The organism is Curtobacterium sp. MCLR17_039 (genome assembly GCF_003234745.1).
GTDB lineage: Bacteria > Actinomycetota > Actinomycetes > Actinomycetales > Microbacteriaceae > Curtobacterium > Curtobacterium flaccumfaciens.
The window spans coordinates 275,540-299,580 of record NZ_QKTF01000004.1; the positions used below are offsets into that span (position 1 = coordinate 275,540).

Here is a 24,041-nt window from a genome sequence, read left to right on the forward strand (position 1 = left end):
GTTCCACCCCAGGAGGCGACGTGACCACGGAACGCACCACCCCCGCACCCCGCGGCGGCGCCCTGGCGCCGCTCGCGATCCCGGTCTTCCGCGCCCTGTGGATCGCGGTGCTCGTGAGCAACATCGGCAGCTGGATGCAGACCGTCGGCGCGCAGTGGCTGCTCGTCGACGAGCACGCCGCACCCGTCGTCGTCGCCCTCGTGCAGACCGCGTCGAGCCTGCCGGTGCTGCTCGTCGGGATCCCCGCCGGGGTGATCGGCGAGTTCGTCGACCGGCGGCGGCTGCTCATCGGCGTGCAGGCGTTCCAGGTGGTCGTCGGCGTCGTGATGACCGTGCTCACCGCGACCGGCGACATGACCCCGGCGCTCCTGCTCACCGTCACGTTCCTGCTCGGTACCGCCTCGGCGCTCCAGCTGCCCGCGTACCAGGCGCTCGTGCCCGAGATCGTGCCGCGCGCCGCGATCACCGACGCCGCGGCCCTCAGCTCCGTCGGCGTCAACGTCGCCCGGGCGATCGGACCGGCGCTCGCCGGGGTGGTGATCGCGCAGCTCGGCGTGCCGTTCGTGTTCGCCGCCAACGCGCTGTCGTTCGCGCTCTTCCTGGTGGTGCTCGTCGCCTGGCGCGGGTACCAGCGCCCCGAGACGCGGGCCGAACCGTTCATCGACGCCACCCGCGCCGGGCTGCGGTACGTCCTGCACGCGGCGGTCGTCCGCCGGCTGCTCGTGCAACTCGCCGTCTTCATGGTGCCCGCGAATGCGCTGTGGGCGCTCCTGCCGCTCGTCGCCGACGGCCCGCTCGGCCTGTCCTCCGGTGGGTACGGACTGCTGCTCGCCGCAGTCGGCACCGGGTCGGTCGGCGGGGCGTTCCTGATGCCGGCGGTCCGTGCGCGGCTCGGCATCGGCCGCACCGTCGGGATCGCCTCGGTGGTGTTCGGCGTCTGCACCGCGGTCGTCGCGCTCGTCCCCGTGCTGCCGGTCGTGCTCGTCGCGCTGCTGGTCGGCGGGGTGGCCTGGATCGCCGTGGTGACGACGCTGAACGGCACCGTTCAGGCGTTCCTGCCCGCCTGGGTCCGGACCCGCGGGCTCGCCGCCTACCAGCTCGTGCTCTTCGGCTGCACCGCCATCGGTGCGGCGCTCGCCGGTGCCGTCGCCACGCCCCTCGGGGTGACGGGGGTGCTCGCCGGAGCGGGTGTCGTCACCGCGCTCAGCGCCGCGCTGCTGCTCGTGTCCGGGTTCCCGGTGCTCACCGACCGGCAGCGCGCCGTGACGCCGATGCCGTTCGGCGACGAGGTGTTCGTGCCGGACGACCACGGCGCGGCGACGGGGGAGACCCTCGTGCTGCTGCACTGGACGGTCCCGGCGGACGCGGTCGACGAGTTCCGGGCGCGCGCCGGACGGCTCGGGCGGAGCCGGCGGCGGACCGGTGCCCGTGACTGGAACCTGTACCGGGACGCGGCGAACGGGCCGGACGCCTGGGTCGAGGCGTTCCGGGTGGGGTCGTGGCAGGAGCACGTCGACCAGCACGAGGTCCGGCAGACCGGGGACGACGCGCGGACCCTGCAGTCGGTGCGCGAGGTCGCGGGCGAGCCGCGGGTCGAGCACCTGGTCGCGGAGGGGGTCGGCGGTCCGTCGTCGGGGTGACGGGCGGGGTCAGCCGTCCGTCGTGGTGGCGGGCGGGGTCAGCGGTCCGTCGTGGTGGCGGGCGGTGTCAGCAGCCCGTCGTGGTCAGGGTGACCGTCGCGACCGTGCCGTCAGACACCTTGGTCGTCTGCGGGCAGAGGTCGTCGGCGCGGACCGTGACCTGGCCGAGGGGAACGCCCGCGAAGTCGGCCGTTCCGCCCGGGAACACCCGCTGGTGCTCGGAGAGCTTGCCGGTCGAGGCGAACACCTTGACCTCGTATGGGTGGTCGGCGGCGTTCGACGACACCGTGACCGACACCTGGCCGGTGGAGTCGTGGGCGCCACAGCCGGCGATGGCCAGGAGTGCGGCCACGCCCAGGACGGTTGCGGGGACGACTCGGAGCACGACGACCAGGGTACGCCGACGCGCCCGACGATCTGCGCCCTCCGGACTGGGGCCAGGCCCTGTCCGTTCAGCGCGTTACCGTGGGAGCATGCAGCCGGAAACCGCGATGTCCGTGCCCGCGCCGACCGGGGCCGATGCCGTCCGGCGAGCGGCCCTGATCGCGGCGCTCGACGTGGTCGACGGCGGCGTCGAGGAACGCTTCGAACGGATCACCCGGATCGCACGCGAGGCCCTCGGGGTGTCCGGCTCCTTCCTGAACCTGGCCGGCGAGACCACGCTGACGATCAAGTCACAGCAGAGCGACGCTGCTTTCGGCCCGGTCATCCCGCTGCAGGACACGTTCTGCGGACGGACCCTGGGCGAGCAGGGCCCCGTGGTCGTCCCCGATGCCCGCGAGGACGCCCGGTACGCGGACCTGCCGATGGTGCTCGGCGACCCCAACGTCCGGTTCTACGCCGGTGTCGGGCTCCGCGCCGGCGACGACGACCTGAAGATCGGCACCCTCTGCCTGATCGACCCCGAGCCGCGCACCCTCGACGCCGACGAGCTCGAACTGCTGCAGGAACTCGGCATCTGGGCGGAGCGCGAGCTCCTGGCCGGAGCCGACGAGGACCGCCTGCGCACCGTGCTCAACGGCCTGCAGCCCGCCGCGGTGCAGGTGCCCGGGTACCGGATCACGGGGATGTCGATCCCGCACGGGCTCGTCTCCGGCGACTTCCACGACTGGCACCGCTCCGGCGAGGACTCGATCCACCTGACCGTGTCGGACGTCATGGGCAAGGGGATGTCCGCCGGGCTCCTCGCCGCGAACATCCGCGGAGGCCTGCTCGCCCGCGGCGACCAGGACCCGGGCACCGCCGTCGCCGAGCTCGAGGCGCAGGTCGCCCCGGAGCTCAGCCGCGCCGAGTCCTTCGCGACGATGTTCCACGGTCGGCTGACCCCGTCCACCGGGCGCCTCGACTTCGCCGACGCCGGCCACGGGCTCGTGCTGCAGCTCCGTGACGACGGTGCCGAGCGGATCCTGCGGTCGTCGGACCTGCCGATCGGGCTGCACCCCGCCGGGATGCCCCGCGCCGCCGGCTCGCTCGTGCTCCGGCCCGGTGACGTGCTCATCGTCGTGACCGACGGCGCGCTCGAGCTCTGGGACTCCACGCTCGCGTCGCTGTCCGAGCTCGGGTCGCTGTACCGGGAGTCCCCGGACGTCGAGACGTTCCTGCAGCGGGTGCGCGCACGCGTCGCCGAGCACGACCCGGGCGACGACCTGACCGTCGTCGTGGTGGCGCGCGAGGCGCTCGGGGCGCTCGGGGCCTGAACGGTCGAGAACTGTCGCCGGCTCGTCGGCGGGTCGTCGCCGGTTGAGTGGCCGGTCGTCGCCGGTCGAGTGGTCGCAACGTGTCGTGCGTGGGCCGCCGGGTGGTCGCGAACTGTCGGTTGGCGGGGTCTCAGCCGACGGTTCGTGACCGCTCGATGGAGCTGAGCGGGGTGTCGTGACCGTTCGGGTGGCACCGGGCACCGGCGCGGCGGGTGGTCGTGACGTGTCGTGGGTGGGCCGCGGAGTGGTCGCGAACTGTCGGTTGGCGGGGCCTCGGCCGACGGTTCGTGACCGCCCGATGGAGCTGAGCGGGGTGTCGTGACCGTTTGGGTGGCACCGGGTACCGGCGCGGCGGGTGGTCGCGACGTGTCGTGGGTGGGCCGCGGAGTGGTCGCGAACTGTCGGTTGGCGGGGCCTCGGCCGACGGTTCGTGACCGCCCGATGGAGCTGAGCGGGGTGTCGTGACCGTTCGGGTGGCACCGGGCACCGCCGGTCGAGTGGTCGCGACGTGTCGTGGGTGGGCCGCGCAGTGGTCGCGAACTGTCGGTTGGCGGGGCCTCGGCCGACGGTTCGTGACCGCCCGATGGAGCTGAGCGGGGTGTCGTGACCGTTCGGGTGGCACCGGGTACCGGCGCGGCGGGTGGTCGCGACGTGTCGTGGGTGCGTCGCCGAGTGGTCGCGAACCGTCGGTTGGCGGGGCCTCGGCCGACGGTTCGTGACCGCCCGATGGAGCTGAGCGGGGTGTCGTGACCGTTCGGGCCAAGCCAAGCCAAGCCGCGCCGCGCCACGCCACGCGCCGCGCCGGGCGCAGCGTCAGGCGCCGAGGCGCTCGATCAGCTCGGCGTAGCGCGCAGCCGTGCGCTCGACGATCTCGTCCGGGAGCACCGGCGGCGTGCCCTGGCGGTCCCAGTGCGCGCTGAGCCAGTCCCGCACGATCTGCTTGTCGAACGAGTCGGTGCGGTCGGCCGAGCGGGCGTCCCAGTAGCGGCTGGAGTCGCTCGTCAGGACCTCGTCGGCGATGCGGATCCGGCCGGTGGCGTCCTGCCCGAACTCGAGCTTGGTGTCCGCGATGACGACGTCCCGCTCGAGGGCGATGGCTGCGGCCTCGGTGTAGACGTGCAGCGAGAGGTCGCGCAGGGTGGCGGCGGTCTCGGCACCGACCATGTCGACGGTCTGCTCGTAGGAGATGTTCTCGTCGTGCTCGCCCTGGGCTGCCTTGTACGCCGGCGTGTAGATCGGTTCCGGCAGGCGGTCACCGTTGGACAGCCCGGCGGGGAGCGCGACGCCGCACACGCTGCCGGTCTCCTGGTACTCGGCCCAGCCGCTGCCGACCAGGTACCCGCGCACGACGCACTCGACGGGGAACATCGTGAGCGGCATGACGTGCATCGACCGTGCCTCGACCTCGGCGGGCACCGGGGTGCCACCGGAGGAGGGGCCGATGATGTGGTTCGGGACGTCGCTCAGCTGGGTGAACCAGAACCGGGACAGGCGGGTCAGCAGTTCGCCCTTGCCCGGGATCGGCGGCTCGAGCGCGAAGTCGTACGCGCTGACCCGGTCAGAGGCGACGAGCAGCAGTTCGGACGCGCTCGCCAGGTCAGCGGTGCCCTCGGGCACGTAGAGCTCGCGCACCTTGCCGGACGAGACGTGCCGCCAGCCGGCGATCGGCGCGGGGGCGGTCACTTCGCGACCTTCGCCGCGATGTCGGTGCGGAACTGCGCGCCGTCGAGCGTGATGTCGCCGAGCCCGGCGTAGGCGCGCTCGCGGGCCTGGGTGAAGTCGGACCCGGTCGCCACGACGCTGAGCACCCGACCGCCGGTGGCCACGAGCGTGTCGTCGAGGACGCCGGTGGCGGCGTGTGCGACCGATACGCCGTCGCGGGCGTTCGCGTCGTCGATGCCGGTGATCGGTCGACCGGTCTGCGGGTTCTCCGGGTAGCCCTCGCTCGCCAGGACGACGGTCACGGCGACCTCGTCGCGGAACACGGGTGCGGGGACGGCACCGAGCTGCCCGGTGGCGGCGGCCAGCAGGAGTTCGCTGAGCGGCGTGGCCAGGCGGGGGAGCACGACCTGCGTCTCCGGGTCGCCGAAGCGCGCGTTGAACTCGATCACGCGGACGCCCTGCTCGGTGACGATGAGGCCGCAGTACAGGAGCCCGACGAACGGCGTGCCCTCGTGCTCGAGGCGGCGGACGGTCGGGAGCGCGACGAGCTCGGTGACCTCGTCGACGAAGGCCTGCTCGGACGGCCAGCGCTCGGCGAGCCACGGCAGCGGCGAGTACGCGCCCATGCCGCCGGTGTTCGGTCCGAGGTCGCCGTCGGCCAGGCGCTTGTAGTCCTGCGCGGGGCTGAGCGCGCGGACGTCGTGCCCGTCGCTCAGGAAGAACAGCGAGACCTCTTCGCCGTCGAGGAACTCCTCGACCACGACGTGTCCGTGCTGGAGCCAGTAGGTGGCGTGGTCGATCGCAGCCTGGCGGTCGTCGGTCACGAGCACGCCCTTGCCGGCGGCGAGCCCGTCGGCCTTGACCACGTACGGGGCGCCGAGCTCGTCGATCGCGGCGACGGCTTCGTCCGCCGTGCCGGCGTAGACCGGACGCCCGGTGGGCACACCGGCCTCGCCCATGATCCGCTTGGCGAACGCCTTCGAGCCCTCGAGCTGCGCGGCGGCCTTGCCCGGCCCGAACACCGGGATGCCGCGGGTGCGCACCGGGTCGGCCACGCCGGCGATGAGCGGGGCCTCGGGGCCCACGACGACGAGCTCGACGTCGTTCTCGATCGCGTACTCGGCGACGAGCGCACCGTTGGTGGGGTCGAGGGAGACGGTCTCGACGTCGGCGGCGATGCCGGCGTTGCCGGGCGCTGCCGTGATGACGTGGCCCGCATGCTCAGCGAGGAGGGCCGTGATGATCGCGTGCTCGCGGGCACCGGAACCGAGGACGAGGATTCGCACCCGATCACCCTACCCAGCCCGACTCGCCGCCCGCGATGCGAGGGCTAGCCTGTGGAGATGCCACCCAGGAGGATCGAGGACGCCGACGGGCGCGCGGCACTCGCCGCGGTGCGTCGTGGGGAGACGGCCCGACCGGCCGTCGCGACCGCGGTGCGGTGGACGTTGCAGTGCCTGGCGGACGAGGTGCCGGGCAACAGCGTCGAGGTGCGGGTGCCGCCGTTCGCCGCCGTCCAGGCAGTGCCCGGGCCCCGGCACACCCGCGGCACGCCGCCGAACGTGGTCGAGACCGATGCCACCACGTGGCTGGCGCTCGCGTCGGGCGAGCTGACCTGGGCCGAGGCGGTCGCGCAGTCGCGCGTCAGCGCCTCGGGCTCGCGCGCCGACCTGACGGCGTTCCTGCCGGTCCGGCTGCCCGCCCCCGGCGCCTGACCCCCCGGGCTCCAGATCCGCCGGCACCAGACCCACCGGAATCAGAGCCACCCACGCCGAAGGCGCCTGCGGAGGAGTCCCGCGCGAATTAGGTAGTGCCTACCGATGCGCCCGCATCGACCTGGTTCCTAAGCTTGAAGTCGCCGGGATTCGGACCCGACCCGAACGGGTCCGAACCCGGCGACAGGCACCAAGGTACGCGATGTTCCACACAACGTGTCAATCGTGGCGGCGCGTCGTGCTGCAATCCGCAACGTTCTTGCGTGTGCGACAGCCGATGCCGAACGCCGAGCAGCTCAGAGCAGCTCGCTGAGCTCCGACCGCGCGTGCAGGTCCCACTTCGCGAAGACACGTGACAGGTGCGCGTCGATCGTCCGCGTCGAGAGCCCGAGGGACTCCGCGATCCGCCGGTTGCTCAGCCCTTGCGCCGCGAGCTCGGCGACCTCGTACTCGCGCTTCGTCAGCGGCGGTTTCGAGCGCCCGGCGGCCACCGAGACCCCGTGCGCCGCGAGCACGCCCTGCGCCGCGATCACCCGCGTGCGGTCGTCGGCGCGCACGGCGTCGGCGTACTCGATCACGGCGGCGGCGAGTGGCCCGTCGACGCGGGTGGCGGCCTCGCGCATCCGCTCGAGCGAGCCGGTCGAGTCGCGCCCCTGCGACATGCCGACCGCGTGGTGCAGGGCGTACCCGTACATCACGTGCGTCCACGAGCCGTTCGCCGTGCTGCGTTCGATGATCTCGTCGGCGTGCTGCAGCCCGGCCGGGTTGCCGAGCACGGCCTCGGTCCAGGCGATCGACACGGCGACCTGCTCGCCGGTGATCCGCATCGCCCGCTGCGGGGTGGTCCGGGCCCGTTCGAGCGCGCCGGAGGCTGCTTCCGGGCGTCCTGCGTAGGCGTGCGCCAGGGCCAGACGTGCCCAGGGGTAGGCCGCGAACCCGCCGTGGTCGGCGATGTCGTACCGTTCGCACGCCGCCGAGAACGCGGCGACGGCGTCGTCCCAGCGGCGCTGCGCGATCGCCAGGTTGCCCTGGCCGATGAGCTCGAGCGTGAAGTCGTACTTCAGGTAGGGGCTGGACCGGCCGGCCGGCACCTCGATGATCAGGTCGTCCAGGTCGCCGCGCCACATCTGCACCTGGTGCAGGACGGAGGAGTTCTCGCCGACGCTCCAGGGCGCCGCCTCGACGTGCGCCACGGCGGTGGCCAGGGCGCGGTGGCCGAGCGCGGACGCGTCGTCCAGTCGGCCGGCGGTCGCCAACGCCATCACGGCGCAGGGTGCGACGGCGAGGAACGACATCGGCATCGTCGGGGCGTCCACGATGCCGCTGCGCTCGATCTCGGCCCGGACCTCGGCGAAGTCCCCGCCCCAGCCCTGGTGCGCCATCCGGAGCAGCCGCAGCCGTTCGACGGCCTCGTCGGACACCACCAGGCGCGCGGCGGCATCGGTCAGGGCGACCGCCGCCGTGACGTCGTCGTCGTGGAACTGGCGGATGTTCGCCAGGGTCTCGCACGCTTCGATGACGGCCTCGTCGGTGACGTCGCCGACGTGCCGCTTCGCCGCGCCCCAGGCGGCTTCGGCGTCGGCGCGGCCGGCTTCACGGCCGTCCGAGTACGAGTACGCCAGTGATCGGAGGCAGTGCGCCGCGACCTGTTCGGTGGGGGTGAGCGTCGTGCGGAGCGCTGCCGAGGCCAGGGCGATCCCGCTCTCGTGCTCCTGCAGCCGCACGGCGACCTGCGCCGCGTCGAGCAGCTGGTCGACCGACGGCAGGACCCCGCACTCGAGCGACCACAGCGCGGCACGCAGCCGTGCGGCGGGCGGTGCACCCTCGGGCCGGTCGGTGCGGAACGCGTTGGCGCGCGCGAAGAGTGCCGTGCGCCGGGCCACCGGCACCAGGGTCCGGATGACCTCGCCGACGAGCGGGTGTGACGGCCGGACGACCGCGGCGCCGTCCTCGAGCGAGTCGATGCGGACCAGGCCGAGCGCGACGACGCGGTCGACGTCCCCGCCGGTGACCAGGCCGAGCAGGCGCGCGAGCGGGATCGGGTCGGCGAGGGCGACGATGTCGACGACGTCGCGCAGGTCCTCCGGCAGCGACCCGAGCTCCGTGCGGTACATGTCGGCGAGGCTGTCCGACGCGGTCACCCGTCCGCGCCAGTACCACCCGGTCGCGGTGTGGTCGAGGGCACCGGAGACCCGCGCCGCGCGGACCACCTCGCGCAGGTACAGCGGGTTGCCGGCGGTGGCGCGGTGGACGCGCTCGGCCGAGGCGTTCTCGAGCGGCGAGCCCAGTGCCTCGGCGACGAGCGCCGCGGTCTCGTGCAGGGCCAGGGGCTGCAGGTCGATGCGCTCGAGCAGGTCGTCCTGCCACAGCGCGCGGAGCGGCTCGGGGAGCGCCGTGAAGTCGCGGCAGGTCAGGACGAGCCGGGCGCCCTGCCGGCGGACCAGCCAGGCGACGTACCGCGCGGAGATCGCGTCGAGGTGGTCGGCGTCGTCGACGCGGAGCAGGACGTCGCGGTCGACGAGGTCCTCGATCGCCCGGAGGCGCTGTTCGGCACCGGTGTCGTCGGACAGCTCCGAGATGGACGCCGGCAGCTCGCCGAAGCGCTCGGCGACGGCGCCGAAGGGCATCGACCGACTCGCGGCGACGGCCGTGATCGGCACGACGACCGTACGGCCGGTGCCGTCGCGACCGGCGACGCGGTCGGTGACCCGCGCCGCGGCGGTGCTCTTGCCGATGCCGGGGGCACCGACGAGCGCGACGCTCCACCGGTGCTCGGCGACGACGGCGACGGCGCGGTCCTCCTCGACGCGCTGTGCGACGGGCCAGGCCACGCGGGCGGGGGTGGTCGGTCGGCGTCGGCGGGCGGGTGCGGTTCGTTCACGCATCCGACACACCTCCTCCGCTTGGGATACCGACCAGTAGCGACCATCCTCTCCCGGATCGGTCGCCGCGCACAGGCCGCGGGACGTCCCACAGTGGGGGACAATGGACGGGTGAGCAACACCGATCAACCCGACGAGCAGCCGCTCCCCACGCCGGCGCCGGCTCCCAGCGCGGTCGCCAGCCCCGACGAGGTCACCATCCGCCGTGCACCGAAGTTCGGCGTGTTCATCGTCGGCGGTGCCGTGCTCGGATTCCTCGCGACCCTCGTCGTGGTCGCCCTCACCATGAACCTCGGTGGTCAGCGGGACCAGACCAGCTTCGGCAGCCTGGTCGGCTACTTCAGCCTGTGGGGCGTCACCATCGGCGCCTTCATCGGTGCGGTCGTCGCCGTCGTGTTCGACCGGGTCTACGCCCGGCGGTCCGCCCGCCTGACGGCGGAGCGCGTCGAGGTCGAACTGCCGCCCGAGACGGTCGACGGGGAGCTCGACGACCACGGTGACCAGCGGCCGTAGCCGCTCCCGATCAACGGACTGGAGGCCCGGTGCCAGCTGGCACCGGGCCTCCAGTCCGTCTGGTGGTCGCGATCGCGACCCCCACTCAGCTGAGCTGGTTGGCCTCGACCCAGGACAGGTACTCCGGGCTCACGGTGCCCGTGACGTACTCGCCCGTGAAGCAGCTCATCTCGAGGTCGGTCACGTCCGAGCCCTCGATGATGGCGTCGCGCATGTCCCCGACCTCCTGGTAGATCAGGTGGTCGCTGCCGAGCACGCGGTTGATCTCCGGGATCTTCCGGTCGTGCGCGATGAGCTCCGCGCGCGTCGGCATGTTGATGCCGTAGACGTGCGGGAACCGGACAGGAGGAGCGGCGCTCGTGAACGTGACCTCGTTCGCGCCAGCGGCCCGGGCCATCTCGACGATCTCGCGGCTCGTGGTGCCACGGACGATCGAGTCGTCGACGATCAGGATGTTCTTGCCCTTGAACTCGGACGACATCGCGTTGAGCTTCTGGCGCACCGAACGCTTGCGCTCCGCCTGCCCAGGCATGATGAAGGTGCGGCCGACGTAGCGGTTCTTGTAGAAGCCCTCGCGGTACTCGATGCCGAGCTTCCGGGCGACCTGCATGGCCGCCGGACGGCTCGAGTCCGGGATCGGCATGACCACGTCGATGTCCCCGGTCGGCGCGTACTGCTCGATGGTGTCGGCGAGACGGTTGCCGAGGCGCAGACGCGCGTCGTAGACCGAGATGCCGTTCATCACCGAGTCGGGACGTGCCAGGTAGACGTACTCGAACGAGCACGGCACCAGGCGCGGGTTCTTCGCGCACTGGCGGGCGTGCATCTGGCCGTTCATCTCGATGAAGACGGCCTCGCCCGGGGCGATGTCGCGGACGATCTCGTACCCGCCGGACTCGAGCACGAGCGACTCGCTCGCGACGACCCACTCCGGCTGCCCGGCCTCGTCGAACTTGTGGCCGAGGATCAGCGGGCGGATGCCGAACGGGTCGCGGAAGGCCAGCAGCCCGTGCCCGGCGATGGTCGCGATCGTGGCGTAGGAGCCCTCGACCCGCTCGTGCACGCGCTCGACGGCGTCGAAGACCTGACCCGGGTCGAGGTTCGCGCCGCGGACCTGGCCCTGCAGCTCGTGCGCCAGCACGTTCACCAGGAGCTCGGTGTCGCTCGTCGTGTTCAGGTGGCGACGGTCGATGTCGAACAGTTCACGCGTGAGTTCCCGCGTGTTGGTGAGGTTGCCGTTGTGGACGAGGACGATGCCGTACGGCGCGTTCACGTAGAACGGCTGGGCCTCTTCCTCGTTCGTCGCGGCGCCCTTGGTGGCGTAGCGGACGTGTCCGAGCCCCATGGTGCCGAGGAGGGCACGCATGTCGCGGGTCCGGAACGCCTCACGCACGTGGCCGCGGGTCTTGTGCATGTGGTGCACGTGACCCTCGACCGTGGCGATGCCCGTCGAGTCCTGCCCGCGGTGCTGCAGGAGGAGCAGTGCGTCGTAGATGGATTGGTTGGCGGGGCCCTGCGCAACAAGGCCGACGATGCCGCACATTCGCGGGTGTGCTCCAGACCGTAGAATCGGGGGGTACCGAACAAGTCTGCCATGTCACCGCGAAGGACTCCGCATGCCCAACCCGTACGCCGAAGCCGGAGTGGACACCGCTGCCGGTGACCTGGCCGTCGAACTGATGAAGTCCGCGGTCGCGGCCACCCACAACGCCTCGGTCCTCGGTGGCGTCGGCGGGTTCGCCGGGCTCTACGACGTCTCGTTCCTGAAGGACTTCTCACACCCGTTGCTCGCGACCTCGACCGACGGCGTCGGCACCAAGGTCGCCATCGCGCAGGCCATCGACAAGCACGACACCATCGGGCAGGACCTGGTCGGCATGGTCGTCGACGACATCGTCGTGGTCGGCGCGAAGCCGCTGTTCATGACCGACTACATCGCCTGCGGTCGCGTCGTGCCCGGCCGGATCGCCGACATCGTCGCCGGCATCGCCCGCGGCTGCTCGGAGACCGGCACCGCCCTGGTCGGCGGCGAGACCGCCGAGCACCCGGGGCTGCTCGGCCCGGACGACTACGACGTGGCCGGTGCGGCGACGGGTGTCGTCGAGGCCGACGCACAGCTCGGAGCGCACCTGGTGCAGGACGGCGACGTGGTCCTGGCGATCGAGTCGTCGGGCCTGCACTCGAACGGCTACTCGCTCGTGCGGCACATCCTGTCGTCGCGGGGCGTCGGCTTCACGGACCAGTTGCCCGAGCTGAGCGGCGTCGGTTTCGGCGGCGCGGTCTCCGTCGGCGAAGCCCTGCTCGAGCCGACCCGCCTGTACACCGCACCGCTCCTCGCCCTGCTCGAGCAGCACCCGGGCGTGGTGCACTCGCTCTCGCACGTGACCGGTGGTGGCATCGCCGCGAACCTGGCGCGCGTGCTGCCCGTCGGCTCCTGGGTCGAGGTCGAGCGTTCCACCTGGCAGCCGCTCCCGGTCTTCCGGGTCCTGGCCGACATGGCCGGCACCCCGATCGAGGACACCGAGGGCACCTGGAACCTGGGCATCGGCATGTTCGCCGTCGTCTCGGCCGGGGCCGCTGCCGAGGTCATCGCCTCGCTCGGTGCCGCCGGCATGCCCACGTGGCCCGTCGGCACGATCGCCACGTCCGCGCGGGACCTGACCGGGTTCGAGCAGGGCGCCAAGGGTGTCGACGGCGGCGCGGTCCGGCTCGTCGGGAGCTACGCGGGCTGACCCGCTCGGTGCCGTGCCGTGCCGTGGTGCGTGCGGTGAGTGGTCACGAACCGTCGTTTGGCGGGCCCGCAACCGACGGTTCTTGACCACTCGGCGTCATGCACGCGGTGGGTCGTGACCACTCGAGGCCGGGGCCCCGGGCGCGCCGAGGGGTGTCTGGGCGCACTCGGTGCCTGGGCGCGCCCGCTGTCCGGGCACGCGGAAACGCCGCGCTGCCCGAGGGCTACGCGGCGTGACTGCGAGAGAGGTCAGGCGGACTTGTTCTGGTCTGCCTGGGTCTCGAACTCGTCTTCGTCTTCCGCTGGTTCCGGACCGTACTGGTCCGCCCAACGGTCGACGTAGTTCTCGTCGGAGTGTTGTCCGGCGGAGAGCTCCTGCTCGAGCGCACCGTAGTTCGTCTGCGGGCTGAAGTACTTCAGCTCACGGGCGACCTTGGTGTGCTTCGCCTTCTGACGGCCGCGCCCCATGCGTGACCCCCTCGTTCGGCTCTGGTCCGGTCCTGGCGAATGACGGAGGATCACTCGGGGAACCAGACGGTTCGTGGTTTGAAATCTGCCGATCACTCTACCATGTACCTCGATCTGGACGTCGCGCGACGGCTGGCCCGCACAGCAGAATCGAAGTGATGACGGAACCCCTCGAGACCCCGGTCGACCAGCACGCCCGCGTGGTGGTGATCGGTGCGGGGCAGGCGGGGCTCTCGGTGGGATACCACCTGCGTCGCCTCGGACTCGTTCCCGGCAGCGACCTGGCGATCCTCGACCGCGCGCCGAGCACCGGTGGGGCGTGGCAGTTCCGGTGGGAGGCGCTGCGGCTCGGGGCGGCGCACCGTGTGCACGACCTGCCCGGCATGCGCGCGATGGGCCTGGAGTTCGACGACGCCGACCGGTCACGACCCGCGCGGGACGTCGTCGGGGAGTACTACCGGCGGTTCGAACAGCACTACGACCTACGGGTGCGGCGCCCGGTCACGGTGACGTCCGTCTCACGCATCGACGGCGACGGCGGCGTGGCGGGCGACGCCCCGACGGACGGCGGCCTGTGCGTCACGACCCGGAGTGCCGACGGCACCGTCACGCGCATCCGTGCCGAGGTCGTGGTGAACGCGTCCGGCACGTGGGGCACCCCGTTCGTACCGTGGTACCCGGGGCGCGACGTGTTCCGTGGGCGGCAGGTCGACACGACCGAGTACCGCAGCGCCACCGAGTTCACCCGCCAGGACGTCGTGGTGGTGGGCGGTGGGACGAGCGCCATCGGGTTCCTGCTCGAACTCGACGGCGTCGCCCGTTCGACGCGGTGGTTCACCCGCCGCCCGATGGTCTGGGCCGGCACCGCGTCGCTCGACGTCGAGTCCGCGGTGGCCGCCGTCGACGAACAGGACCGCGCCGCCCGCGCCGGCGAGGTCCTGCCGAGCATCGTCAGCGGCACCGGGGTCCCGGTGTCGCGACGGATCCGCGCCGGCATCGACCGTGGCGTGCTGCGTGACGAGCTGATGTTCACGCGGATGGACGAGACCGGCGTGTGGACCGCGGACGGCGCCCACGTACACGCCGATGCGGTGATCTGGGCGACGGGGTTCCGGGCCGACCTGCGGCACCTCGCGCCGCTGCACCTGCGGACCACGGCGGGCGGGGTGGTGGTCGAGGACGGCCGGTCCGGCGAGGAGCCGCGGTTGTTCCTGGCCGGCTACGGTCCCCAGGCGTCGACCATCGGTGCGAACCGGGCCGGACGGCGCATCGCCCGCCAGGTCATGGACGCGCTGGCGGGCTGAACGGCCGCGCGGCCCCTCGCACGGTGCGAGGGGCCGCGTGAACGGTGCGAGGTTCCGTTCCCCGTGCGGGCCTCGTGAGCTCGCACGGGCGACGGAACCTCGCACCGGACGGACCGAAGCGCGCGGCTCAGGCGGGAAGGGGCTCCTCGACGCCACGACGACGGCGCGACGACTTGAGCACCAGGGCATCGAGCGAGAACCGCCCGGGCCCGGTCAGCGCCACGGCGAGGGACGCCACCGCAAGGACGAGCACGTACTCGAACCCGCCGTCCTGCGAGTAGAAGCCGGCGGTGCCGTGGGCCAGGAACCCGGCGACGACCATGTCGACGGCCAGCAGCACGCCGACGACGCGGGTCGCGACACCGAGCACGAGCAGGATGCCGCCGACGAGCTCGAGGCCGGCGACGAGGGGTGCTGCGACCTCGGCGAGGGGAACGCCCATGCCCGAGAAGCCCTGCACCACGTTGGGGATGCCCTGGGCGAACTTCTGTGCGCCGTGGGCGATGAACACCACCCCGAGGACGATGCGGAGCGCGGTCAGGCCGATGGAGGTCGATGTCGTTCGCATGGCCACGAAGGTAGCCGGTGACGCGTCATCGATCGCCCTCGAACAGGGGACTGACCGCGCTTCGCCAGTACATGCCCAGAGCATGCCCAGACAGCGGTCCGCCGAAGGGCGGACCGCTTCTCAGGAATCGGCGCCGCGGCCGGTCTGCTGCTGGAGGCGGTCGATGTGCTCCGAAGCCTGCGCCTTGGTGAGGTCGGCGGGGAGTTCCTCGCCGGCTTCACGGGCCAGGGTGTCGAGGTAGCTGCGCTGCGGTCCGGTCATGGGCTCGTCGCCGGTGACCCACTGCTCGGGGTCCTTGCTCGCGTCGGTGGAGGGGTCGGGTCGGGGGCCGCCGAGGGTCTCGCCCTGGATCGGTGCGTCCGGGGTCTGCTGCTGGTCGCGGTCTGCGTCACTCATGTCCGCGACGGTACGCCGCACCCCCGTCACGACACGCAGCAGCGGCGTCCCCCGAAGCGGCTCACCGGCACAGCGCGCACAACGGCACAGCGCGCACAACGGCACAGCGCGCACGACGGCACGCAAACGCTCCGAAGCGGCTCAGACCGCGGTCGCCGCGTACCGCACCAGGTCGGCCCCGACGGCACTCGTGGCGATCGGCACGACGCGGTCGTCCCGCCGGATCCAGATGGTCGCCGCACGCTCGTCGATCCGGTCGACCTCGTGCAGCTCGCCGTCGAGCAGCACCGACGCCGTGACCCGGACGTGCCCGCTCGCCGGACGTGGGGGCAGCCCCACCACGTCGTCGCCGTAGGCCGGGTGTTCGCCGGGCTGCAGGAACGGGGACACCGGGGCCGTGACGACCTCGAGTCCCTCGTCGACCGCGGTCACCGCCACCAGGCGGACGGCCTGGTCGGTCGGCAGCGGCACGTCGACGACGGGCTCGGCGGTGGGGCCGGCCAGTGCGCGGAAGGCGGGCCGACCGTCGGGGGCGAGGTGGGCCTCCAGGCCGTCGATCCGGACGCGACCGCGCCCACGGGAGTCGGCGTAGACACCGGGCTCGATGCCGGACTGCCGCGCCTCGAGCCGGGTGAGGACGACGCGATCCGGGCGGTACCAGTCGCGGAGGGCGGCCGGGTCCACCCAGCCGACGCTCGGGACGCCGCGGGAGAGCGCGGCGGACTCGTCGGCTGCACGCTCGTCGCGCGCGCCGAGGGGGTGCTCGCCGCGCACGGCGACGAGCCCTTCGAGCGGGCTGCCGGCCGGCGGTTCGTGGTCGAGCACCTCGACGCGCTTCGAGACCTTACCGCCGTGTCCGTCGAACGTGGCGAACGTCCGCAGGTCACTGATGGTCATGGGGCCACATGCTACGACTCGTCGGCTCCCCGTCGGGGCGGCGAGGGCACGAGGGCGTGGATCTCGCCCGTGCAGAGCGCGGGGTCGATGCCCTCGGCGGGGCCGGCCGGACGGGTCGCGCGGCGCGGCTGGATGCTGTTGCGCTCGGCGGACCGGAGCAGGCGGTCCTCGGCCGAAGCCGAAGCCGAAGCCGAGGCCGCGGCCTCGGCCGACGAACCGGGCTGCGCGGGGCGGCGGAGCGGGGGCCGGATGGGCTCGCCGCGGCGCTCCTGGCCGGGCAGCGGGCGGGAACGGCGGCCGTAGAGCAGCTCGGACGAGTCGAGCAGCCACGGCACCAGGGCGACGGTGACGCCGTGCACGAGCAGCAGCTTCTTGCGGATGCGGCGGCCGCGGTGGTTGTGGAGCAGGCCCTCCCACCAGTGCCCGACGATGAAGATCGGGGTGTAGACGGTGACGACCTCGGAGCCGTGCTCGGCCCGGTGTGCCTTGATGTACTTGATCAGGGGCATCGAGATGTCGCGGTACGGGCTCGGCACGATCGTCAGCGGCACCTGGATTCCGTACTCCGCCCACTGGTCGCGCAGGCGCTGGGACTCGGCGTCGTCGATCGCGACGTGCACCGCCTCGATGCTCGCGTGCTCCGCGGCGACCGCGTAGTCGAGCGCCTTGAGCACGGGCTTCTGCAGCTTGTTCACCAGGACGATCGCGTGGTCGCCGGTGGCGCCGAACTTCGTCTCGACGTCGGCCTCGATCTCGTGCGAGACGTCGCGGTAGTAGCGGTTCACGCCGAGCATGAGCACGTACAGCACCGGCATGATCAGGAACACGAGCCAGGCGCCGTGGGTGAACTTCGTGATCGTGACGATGACGAGCACCACGAGGGTGAAGGTCGCACCGATGGCGTTGATCGTCCGGGAGCGGACGACCTGCCCACGGTTCACCGGTGGCTCGCCGTCGGCGGCGGGCGCCCCGTCCCGGTCCCGATCGGCCCGCAGCAGTCGTGTCCAGTGCACGACCATGCCCGTCTGTCCGAGCGTGAACGACACGAAGACACCGATGATGTAGAGCTGGATGAGGCTCGTGACGTTCGCCCGGTAGACCACGAGCAGCGCCGCGGCGACCAGGGCCAGGACGATGACGCCGTTCGAGTAGATGAGCCGGTCGCCGCGGGTCGAGAGCGCCTTCGGAGCGTACGAGTCGCGCGCCAGGATCGAGCCGAGCAGCGGGAACCCGTTGAAGGCCGTGTTCGCCGCGAGGAGCAGGACCGCGGCCGTCGTCGCCTGGATCACGAAGAACAGCACCGAGTTGTTGCCGAACGTCGCGGCCGCGATCTGCGCGATGAGCGAGCGCTGCGGCGTGGTGGCGCAGTTCGCGAAGCCCTGCAGGTCGCAGGCACGCTCGGCGTAGTGCACGTGCGACACGAGCGCCAGGGTGATGAGCCCGATGAACAGGACGATCGCGATGCCGCCCATCGCGACCAGGGTGGCCTGCGCGTTCTTGATCTTCGGCCGCCGGAAGGCCTGCACGCCGTTCGCGATGGCCTCGACGCCGGTCAGGGCCGAGCAGCCCGAGGCGAAGGCGCGGAGGAGCAGCAGGATGAACGCCGCCTGCGTGGTGTGCTCGACGTTCTGCACGGTGTACGCCGCGGACTCGGCGACCGGGGCGTTGCCGGCGGCGACCCGGACGAGCCCGGTCACGACCATCACGAAGACGCTCGCCACGAACAGGTAGGTCGGGATCGCGAAGGCCTTGCTCGACTCCCGCACACCCCGCAGGTTCGCGGCCGCGAGCAGCACGACGAACAGCAGGGCGAGCTCGACGCGGAAGTGGTCGAGCATCGGGAGCGCCGAGATGATGTTGTCGACACCGGAGGCGACCGACACGGCCACCGTCATCACGTAGTCGACGAGCAGCGCGCTCGCGACGACGAGCCCGGCCTTCTCGCCGAGGTTCCGGTGCGCCACCTCGTAGTCGCCACCACCCGACGGGTACGCCTTGATGAGCTGTCGGTACGAGGCGACGACGACCACGAGCAGCAGCACGACGAGTGCGGCGACCCATGGTGCGAACGTCAGGAAGGCCATGCCGCCGAGCAGCAGGATCATCAGCAGTTCCTGCGGCGCGTACGCGACAGAGGACAGCGGGTCACTCGCGAAGATCGGCAGGGCCAGGTGCTTCGGGAGGAGCTGTCCTTCGAGCTTCTCAGAGGGGAGGGGATCCCCGATCAGTCGTGCTTTCAACGACCGGATCTCGTTCGTCACGAGCGGCAAACCTACTCAGTTCCGGGCGCGAGTCAACACGGTTCGCCTGCCGCATATTCCCGGCTGCCCACTGGTGCTCCACGCTGGGGGTCGTACACCCCATGCGGTTGACGCAGCGTCAAGCATTACAGTCACCAGCATGAGCGCATCGACAGGCCCGGACGACCCAGCTGCGAAAGCTCCCCACGTCATCACCGAGGTGGCGCGTTCCGCCGGTGTCTCGAGCCGGACCCTGCGGCACTACGAGGCCGTCGGGCTGCTGCCGGCCACGGCCGTCGGCGCCGGTGGGCTCCGGCGCTACGACGACCGTGCGCTCGTCCGACTGCAGCGCATCCTGCTGCTGCGCGGGCTCGGACTCGGACTGCCCGAGATCGCGCGACGGCTCGACGACGAGGGTGACGACGTCGCCGCGCTCACGGCGCACCTGACGTGGCTCGAGCACGAACGAGACCGCCTGGCCCGGCAGCTCGCGGCCGTGCGCACCACCGTGGCGCGCGTCGAGCACGGGGAGGACCTGGCGGTGGCCGACGCGTTCGCCGGCTTCCCGCCGACGCGGCTGCCCGGTTCCTGAGGCGCCGGCAGCCCCCCGCACGCGGCGGGCCGACAGTCGGTGCGGACGACGGCCGGGAGGCCCGTGGTCGCGACCGCCTGTCGGCCGCCAGCCGTCAGAGCGACTTGCGCAGGGCCTCCAGACCGTCACGCAGACGCGTCACGGTGTCCGCACCGAGCGTGCCGCGGGTCGCCCGACGACGCAGGTCCGCACGCACCTGCTGCCGGAACGACGACAGGGCCATCTCGAGCTCGCGCAGGGCGCGGGCGCTGTCCGACGGCACTGACACGGGCTCCTCGGCGGAACCCGTCGCCGGGCTCTCGGCGGCGGCGGCCAGGTCGGCACGGAGCGAGCGCATGGCCTCGCCGACCGAGGCGCGCACGCCGTCGGCCAACGACTTCACCGAGTCGCTCACGCCGGACTCGACCGCGGCGATCTCGTCGGCACGCGCCGCGAGCTCGGCACGACCGGCGTCCGTGATCGCGTAGACGGTCTTGCGGCCGTCGGCGGTCTTGGTGACCAGGCCGTCGTCCTCGAGCTTGGCGAGCCGGGGGTACACGGTGCCGGCGCTCGGCACGTAGGTGCCGCCGAAGCGGTCGCCGAGTGCCTGGATGAGCTCGTAGCCGTGCATCGGGTGGTCGGCCAGCAGGACGAGCAGGTAGAGCCGCAGATGGCCGTGGGCGAAGACGGGGCTCATTCGGGCACCTCGCTCTCGTTCGTCGGGGTGGTCGACGGGGTGGTCGGGGTCGTCGGGGGCGTCGGCTCGGCGACCGGCGGGGCGTGCAGCACCGCGATGTCGCCGGAGACGGAGTTCACCCGCAGGTCGAGCCACTGGCCGGACAGTTCGCCGCCCTGCTTGACGTACGAACCGCGCACTCCGCGGATCTCGGCGTCGTCGAACTGCAGCTTGCCGGTCGCGGTGTTCACCGTGCACTTGTAGGCGACGCCGTCCGCCAGGCGGACGCTCACCGACCCGGACACCGTGTTGACACGGGCGGACTCGGGGACCCCGTGCAGGTCGAGCACGACATCGGCCGAGACGCCGTCAGCCTGGAACCGCGGGATCTCGCCGGTGGCCACGACGTCACCGGAGACGGTGTGCACCGCGAGCGCGCCGTCGAGGTCGCGGATCGTGGTGGCGCCCGAGACGGCGTTGACCGTGACGTCACCCGCGACGCCGTCGACGACCAGGTCGCCGGACACCGTGTTGAGGGTGGCACCGCGGTTCGTGCCGGACAGCAGCGCACCGGCCGAGACGACACCGAGCGTGATGCCGGCGTCGCGGGGGACCAGGATGCTGACGTCGGCGTGGGCCTTGCCGCGGAAGGACTTCAGGAACCCGATGGGGTCGTCCCACCGGACCTGGGGGTGGTCGACGGTGAGGGTGTCGCCGTCGACCTCGATGAGCATCTGCTTGCCGGACACGCTGTGGATCTCGACCCGGGCCGTGGGTTCGTCGTGTGCGACGACGTCCACCTGCCCGCCGACGAGGCCGACACGCACGGTGCGCACGATGCCGGTGTCGATGACCTTGGGCTCGTCGACGAGCCACTTCTCCTGCGCCATGTTGCCTCCTGGAACTCGCGATGTATCGCGTCTGTGCAAGTCACGCTATATCGCGTTCCTCGCGGCCGCAAGGGGTCACACGCGATCGCCGGGCGATCGCCGGGCGATCGCCGGGCGATCGCCGGGCGATCGTGAGCAAGCGCCGGGCGATCGTGAGCAGGAATGGTCGGGTCGGCGCCGTGGATCCGACCATTCCTGCTCACGAAGCGGGCGTGGCGGGGGTGGGGTGGGCCTCCAGGGCGGGTGTGACGGCGGGTGCTGCGCCGTCGCGCGCGGCGGCCGTGCGCTCTGGGCTCCACGGGAACCGGCGGAAGTGCGGCATGAGCGGCTGGACCATCGGGCCGATCGCGAACGCCGCGATGACGGTGCCGGCACCGACGTCCCCGCCGAGGACCCACCCGACGATCACCACGGTGACCTCGACCAGGGTCCGTGCGAGCCAGATCGGCCAGCCGAGCCGCTGGTGCAACCCGACCATCAGACCGTCCCGCGCCCCGGTGCCGAACCCCGCACCGATGTAGAACGCCGTCGCGACCGCGAGCAACACGAGTCCTGCGGCGAACAGCGCGATCCGGGCGACGATCCCCGACGGCTCCGGCACCAGCCAGAGCACCAGGTCCGCACTCGGCCCGATCGCCAGGGCGTTCAGCAGCGTCCCGATGCCCGGCTTCTGACGCAGCGGGATCCACAGCAGCAGGATGACGCCGCTCGACACGACCGTGATGACGCCGAACGACCACGGCACGACGTTCTCGAGCCCCTGGGTCAGCACGGTCCACGAGCTCACGCCGACCACCGCTCGGACCTGCAGTGCGGTCGAGGCGCCGTAGAGGAACAGTCCGACGAAGAGCTGGACGAAGCGCAGGGTGAGGGCGGTGCGGCGGGGCATGTGGCCATCGTCCCGACAGATTGGCCTGCTGGTCGAGAGCCAATCGCGCTACCGTGGACCCGTGCCCCCTGTCCTGATCAGTGCCCGCGCCGCCGCCCACCTGCTGACCGACTGGCGCGCCAGCACCGACGCCCCGGCCTACGAGGCGCTCGCCGATGCCCTCCGGGTCCTCGTCATCGACGGTCGGGTCGCCCAGGGGGTCCGACTGCCGGCCGAGCGCGGCCTGGCCGCAGCCCTCGGTGTCTCACGCACCACCGTCGCGAACGCCTACGCCCGCCTGCGCTCCGACGGGTTCCTGGTGTCCGTCCGTGGCTCCGGCAGCGTGGTCCACCTGCCCCGTGACCTGGTCGGCCGGCCCGACCCCGAACGCCTGGGCGGGGTCGTCGAGGGGGACCTGCTCGACCTGCGCAAGGCGGCCCTGCACGCGGCCCCCGGCATCGACGAGGCGGTCGAGCGGGCGGTCCGGCACGTGCCCGCCGCGCTCGCCGGCATCGGTTACGACACCGTCGGCGACCCCGGCCTCCGCGCCGCGATCGCCGCGCGCTACACCGAGCGCGGACTGCCGACCGAGCCCGCCCAGGTCATCGTCACCATCGGCGCGCAGCACGCGATCGCCCTGCTCGCGCGCGTGCTCGTCCGCCGTGGCGACGCCGTCCTCGTCGAGTCCCCGACCTACCCGCACGCGCACGAGGCCTTCCGCGAAGCCGGCGGCCGCCTGGTCGGCGTCCCCGTCGATGCGCGGACGGGGTGGGACGCCGCCGCGCTCGAGACGACGCTGCGTCGCACCGCGCCCTCCGTCGCGTACGTCATGCCCGAGCTCCACAACCCGACCGGTGCGACCATGTCCACATCGACCCGCCAGCTCCTGCTGTCGGTCGCGGCCTCGGTCGGCACGATCGTCATCGCCGACGAGACGATGGGGGAGCTCCGCATCGACGGTTCGCCGTCGCCGCCGTTGGCAGCGGCGGACCCGTCGGGGGCGTCGGTCGTGATGATCGGTTCCGCCGCCAAGGTCTTCTGGGGCGGGCTGCGGATCGGCTGGATCCGCGCCGACCCGGCGCTGCTGCAGCGGCTGCTGCTCGCCCGCCCGACGGGCGACCTCGGCACCCCCGTGCTCGACCAGCTGGTCGTGCGCGAGCTGGTCCCGCGCACGGCGGCCGTCCTGGAGGCGCGGCGTGCGTCCCTGCGCGAAGGTCGCGACGCGGTCGTGGGGGCGCTCCGGGCGCGGCTCCCGGAGTGGGACGTCCCGGCGCCGGCGGGCGGGTTGACGACGTGGGTCGGGCTCGGCCGGCCGGTGTCGAGCGCGCTCGTGCTCGCCGCGCGGGCCGAGGGCGTGGTGCTGGCCTCGGGCGGGGTGTTCGGGCCGGACGGCGGGTTCGAGCGGTTCCTGCGGGTGCCGTTCACGATGCCCCCGGCCGACCGGGGGCGGTTGGTCGACGTGCTGTCGCGTGCGTGGGAGCGGGTCGGTGGCGAGTCGACCGGGGTGCGGGGGTCGTTGGCGGCGGTGGTCTGAGCGGTGCGTCCTCCGGGCTCGGTGTCATCCTCTGGGGTGAGTCCGGGTCGGGGGTTGTCGCTCCTCGGGGTGATGCGGCGGCGGTGGGGTCCGGCGAGGCTGGAGCCATGAACGCGACCCTGTCCGCCGGAACCCGCTCCGCCGTGCCGACGCCCGTCGACCCGCCCGCGCCGGTCCCCGCCGTGGTGCGGGTCACCATCGCGCTGAGCGGGGCGGCTCTTGCCGGCGTCCTGACGTCGTTCGGGCAGGCGGTGCCCGCACTCGCATCCGTGTCGAACTCGGCCGGACCGTGGTTCCTCGTCGCCGCGCTGCTGTGCCTGGCGGCGGGAGCACGAGCGGGCCGGTTCGCCCTGCCGCTCGCGATGGTGCTCGGGGTCGTGCTCCTCGAGCTCATGCACGTCGGGTACTGGGCCACGACGGTCCTGCGCGGGTTCCCGGACGTGCTGTCGATCACGAACCCGTGGGTGCTGCTCGGGGTGCCGGCCGGGCTGCTGGCCGGGGCGGTCGCCGTGGCGGTGCGGTCCCGCGACGCCCGGTGGCGCGCGGGGGCGCTCGGTGTGACGGCCGCGGTGCTCGTCGGTGAGGGGATCCGCGGGCTGCTGCAGGTCGCCGCGACGACCGGGCACGTGACCTGGGTCGTCGAGATCGTCGTCGGCGTGGTGCTCCTCGGCATCGGGGTCCTCGGCACCCGTTCACCCGTTGCGCGCGTGGTGGCGCTCGGCACCGGGGTCGTCGGGACGGTCGCGGTGCTCGGGGCCTACCTGGTGCTCGGCGGGTTCTGATCCGTCG

At 72.5% G+C, this 24,041-nt stretch carries 22 protein-coding genes; 9 read left to right on the top strand and 13 right to left on the bottom strand.

Translation table 11 applies throughout. The features are described 5' to 3' along the window. The first annotated feature begins 20 nt into the window (after nucleotides 1–20). On the top strand, nucleotides 21–1,640 hold the full coding sequence (locus DEJ00_RS06900; RefSeq protein WP_181440102.1) for an MFS transporter: 1,620 nt from the start codon (nucleotides 21–23) through the stop codon (nucleotides 1,638–1,640). Nucleotides 1,641–1,707: 67 nt separating this feature from the next. On the opposite strand, the gene DEJ00_RS06905 is transcribed toward DEJ00_RS06900, so the two are convergent. Beyond that, nucleotides 1,708–2,025 carry a hypothetical protein gene (locus tag DEJ00_RS06905; RefSeq protein ID WP_181440103.1) on the bottom strand — a complete coding sequence of 106 codons (318 nt, stop codon included), beginning with the start codon at nucleotides 2,023–2,025 and terminating at the stop codon, nucleotides 1,708–1,710. An 88-nt stretch (nucleotides 2,026–2,113) separates the two neighbouring features. Here DEJ00_RS06905 and DEJ00_RS06910 point away from each other — a divergent pair, with 88 nt between their 5' ends. Next, on the top strand, nucleotides 2,114–3,337 hold the full coding sequence (locus DEJ00_RS06910) for a PP2C family protein-serine/threonine phosphatase (RefSeq protein ID WP_181440104.1): 1,224 nt from the start codon (nucleotides 2,114–2,116) through the stop codon (nucleotides 3,335–3,337). 813 nt (nucleotides 3,338–4,150) lie between these two features. Here DEJ00_RS06910 and DEJ00_RS06915 read toward each other — a convergent pair. Then, entirely contained in the window at nucleotides 4,151–5,020 is an 870-nt protein-coding gene (locus DEJ00_RS06915) for a phosphoribosylaminoimidazolesuccinocarboxamide synthase (RefSeq protein WP_111056839.1), read from the bottom strand. Beyond that, the gene (purD, locus tag DEJ00_RS06920) at nucleotides 5,017–6,285 is read right to left on the bottom strand and encodes a phosphoribosylamine--glycine ligase (protein WP_111056840.1); all 1,269 of its coding nucleotides are present in this window, start codon (nucleotides 6,283–6,285) and stop codon (nucleotides 5,017–5,019) included. The genes DEJ00_RS06915 and purD overlap by 4 nt, the downstream gene beginning before the upstream one ends. Before the next feature lie 57 nt (nucleotides 6,286–6,342). Here purD and DEJ00_RS06925 point away from each other — a divergent pair, with 57 nt between their 5' ends. Continuing rightward, on the top strand, nucleotides 6,343–6,714 hold the full coding sequence (locus tag DEJ00_RS06925; protein WP_071248502.1) for a sterol carrier family protein: 372 nt from the start codon (nucleotides 6,343–6,345) through the stop codon (nucleotides 6,712–6,714). Nucleotides 6,715–7,010: 296 nt separating this feature from the next. Here DEJ00_RS06925 and DEJ00_RS06930 read toward each other — a convergent pair whose 3' ends face one another. Beyond that, nucleotides 7,011–9,599, bottom strand: coding sequence for a LuxR C-terminal-related transcriptional regulator (locus tag DEJ00_RS06930; RefSeq protein ID WP_146247897.1), 2,589 nt, complete (start codon nucleotides 9,597–9,599; stop codon nucleotides 7,011–7,013). Nucleotides 9,600–9,707: 108 nt separating this feature from the next. On the opposite strand from DEJ00_RS06930, the gene DEJ00_RS06935 reads away from it, so the two are divergent. After that, nucleotides 9,708–10,109 (top strand): hypothetical protein, encoded by a 402-nt coding sequence (locus DEJ00_RS06935; RefSeq protein ID WP_051596625.1) that lies wholly within the window; start codon nucleotides 9,708–9,710, stop codon nucleotides 10,107–10,109. 85 nt (nucleotides 10,110–10,194) lie between these two features. On the opposite strand, the gene purF is transcribed toward DEJ00_RS06935, so the two are convergent. After that, entirely contained in the window at nucleotides 10,195–11,652 is a 1,458-nt protein-coding gene (gene purF, locus DEJ00_RS06940; protein ID WP_027465037.1) for an amidophosphoribosyltransferase, read from the bottom strand. A 73-nt stretch (nucleotides 11,653–11,725) separates the two neighbouring features. On the opposite strand from purF, the gene purM reads away from it, so the two are divergent. Then, nucleotides 11,726–12,841 (top strand): phosphoribosylformylglycinamidine cyclo-ligase, encoded by a 1,116-nt coding sequence (purM, locus tag DEJ00_RS06945; RefSeq protein WP_111056842.1) that lies wholly within the window; start codon nucleotides 11,726–11,728, stop codon nucleotides 12,839–12,841. A gap of 248 nt (nucleotides 12,842–13,089) precedes the next feature. Here the strand turns inward: purM and DEJ00_RS06950 are convergent, their stop codons facing one another. After that, the gene (locus tag DEJ00_RS06950; RefSeq protein WP_017886249.1) at nucleotides 13,090–13,308 is read right to left on the bottom strand and encodes a DUF3073 domain-containing protein; all 219 of its coding nucleotides are present in this window, start codon (nucleotides 13,306–13,308) and stop codon (nucleotides 13,090–13,092) included. A gap of 158 nt (nucleotides 13,309–13,466) precedes the next feature. On the opposite strand from DEJ00_RS06950, the gene DEJ00_RS06955 reads away from it, so the two are divergent. Beyond that, a complete protein-coding gene (locus DEJ00_RS06955) occupies nucleotides 13,467–14,612 on the top strand; it encodes an NAD(P)-binding domain-containing protein (RefSeq protein ID WP_111056843.1) in 1,146 nt (381 codons plus the stop codon). A gap of 127 nt (nucleotides 14,613–14,739) precedes the next feature. Here DEJ00_RS06955 and DEJ00_RS06960 read toward each other — a convergent pair whose 3' ends face one another. From DEJ00_RS06960 to DEJ00_RS06975, 4 genes are all read right to left on the bottom strand, one after another. After that, nucleotides 14,740–15,180: a DoxX family protein gene (locus DEJ00_RS06960; RefSeq protein WP_027465040.1), complete on the bottom strand. Its 441-nt coding sequence runs from the start codon at nucleotides 15,178–15,180 to the stop codon at nucleotides 14,740–14,742. Between the two features lie 120 nt (nucleotides 15,181–15,300). Further along, nucleotides 15,301–15,576 (bottom strand): DUF3072 domain-containing protein, encoded by a 276-nt coding sequence (locus tag DEJ00_RS06965; RefSeq protein WP_017886246.1) that lies wholly within the window; start codon nucleotides 15,574–15,576, stop codon nucleotides 15,301–15,303. Between the two features lie 141 nt (nucleotides 15,577–15,717). Further along, entirely contained in the window at nucleotides 15,718–16,473 is a 756-nt protein-coding gene (locus DEJ00_RS06970; RefSeq protein ID WP_110864324.1) for a hypothetical protein, read from the bottom strand. Nucleotides 16,474–16,484: 11 nt separating this feature from the next. Further along, entirely contained in the window at nucleotides 16,485–18,743 is a 2,259-nt protein-coding gene (locus tag DEJ00_RS06975) for an APC family permease (protein WP_027465043.1), read from the bottom strand. 130 nt (nucleotides 18,744–18,873) lie between these two features. On the opposite strand from DEJ00_RS06975, the gene DEJ00_RS06980 reads away from it, so the two are divergent. Continuing rightward, complete coding sequence (locus tag DEJ00_RS06980; protein WP_111056844.1) at nucleotides 18,874–19,305, top strand: MerR family transcriptional regulator; 432 nt, start codon at nucleotides 18,874–18,876, stop codon at nucleotides 19,303–19,305. A gap of 94 nt (nucleotides 19,306–19,399) precedes the next feature. Here DEJ00_RS06980 and DEJ00_RS06985 read toward each other — a convergent pair whose 3' ends face one another. From DEJ00_RS06985 to DEJ00_RS06995, 3 genes are all read right to left on the bottom strand, one after another. Continuing rightward, nucleotides 19,400–19,981: a PadR family transcriptional regulator gene (locus tag DEJ00_RS06985; RefSeq protein ID WP_027465044.1), complete on the bottom strand. Its 582-nt coding sequence runs from the start codon at nucleotides 19,979–19,981 to the stop codon at nucleotides 19,400–19,402. Further along, entirely contained in the window at nucleotides 19,978–20,850 is an 873-nt protein-coding gene (locus tag DEJ00_RS06990; RefSeq protein WP_111056845.1) for a DUF4097 family beta strand repeat-containing protein, read from the bottom strand. Before DEJ00_RS06990 ends, DEJ00_RS06985 begins: the two co-directional genes overlap by 4 nt. 199 nt (nucleotides 20,851–21,049) lie before the next feature. Next, nucleotides 21,050–21,739: a YitT family protein gene (locus DEJ00_RS06995; RefSeq protein WP_181440105.1), complete on the bottom strand. Its 690-nt coding sequence runs from the start codon at nucleotides 21,737–21,739 to the stop codon at nucleotides 21,050–21,052. Between the two features lie 61 nt (nucleotides 21,740–21,800). On the opposite strand from DEJ00_RS06995, the gene DEJ00_RS07000 reads away from it, so the two are divergent. After that, the gene (locus tag DEJ00_RS07000; RefSeq protein WP_258373574.1) at nucleotides 21,801–23,252 is read left to right on the top strand and encodes a PLP-dependent aminotransferase family protein; all 1,452 of its coding nucleotides are present in this window, start codon (nucleotides 21,801–21,803) and stop codon (nucleotides 23,250–23,252) included. A gap of 107 nt (nucleotides 23,253–23,359) precedes the next feature. Next, nucleotides 23,360–24,034 carry a DUF6518 family protein gene (locus DEJ00_RS07005; RefSeq protein WP_111056846.1) on the top strand — a complete coding sequence of 225 codons (675 nt, stop codon included), beginning with the start codon at nucleotides 23,360–23,362 and terminating at the stop codon, nucleotides 24,032–24,034. Nucleotides 24,035–24,041: the final 7 nt, after the last annotated feature.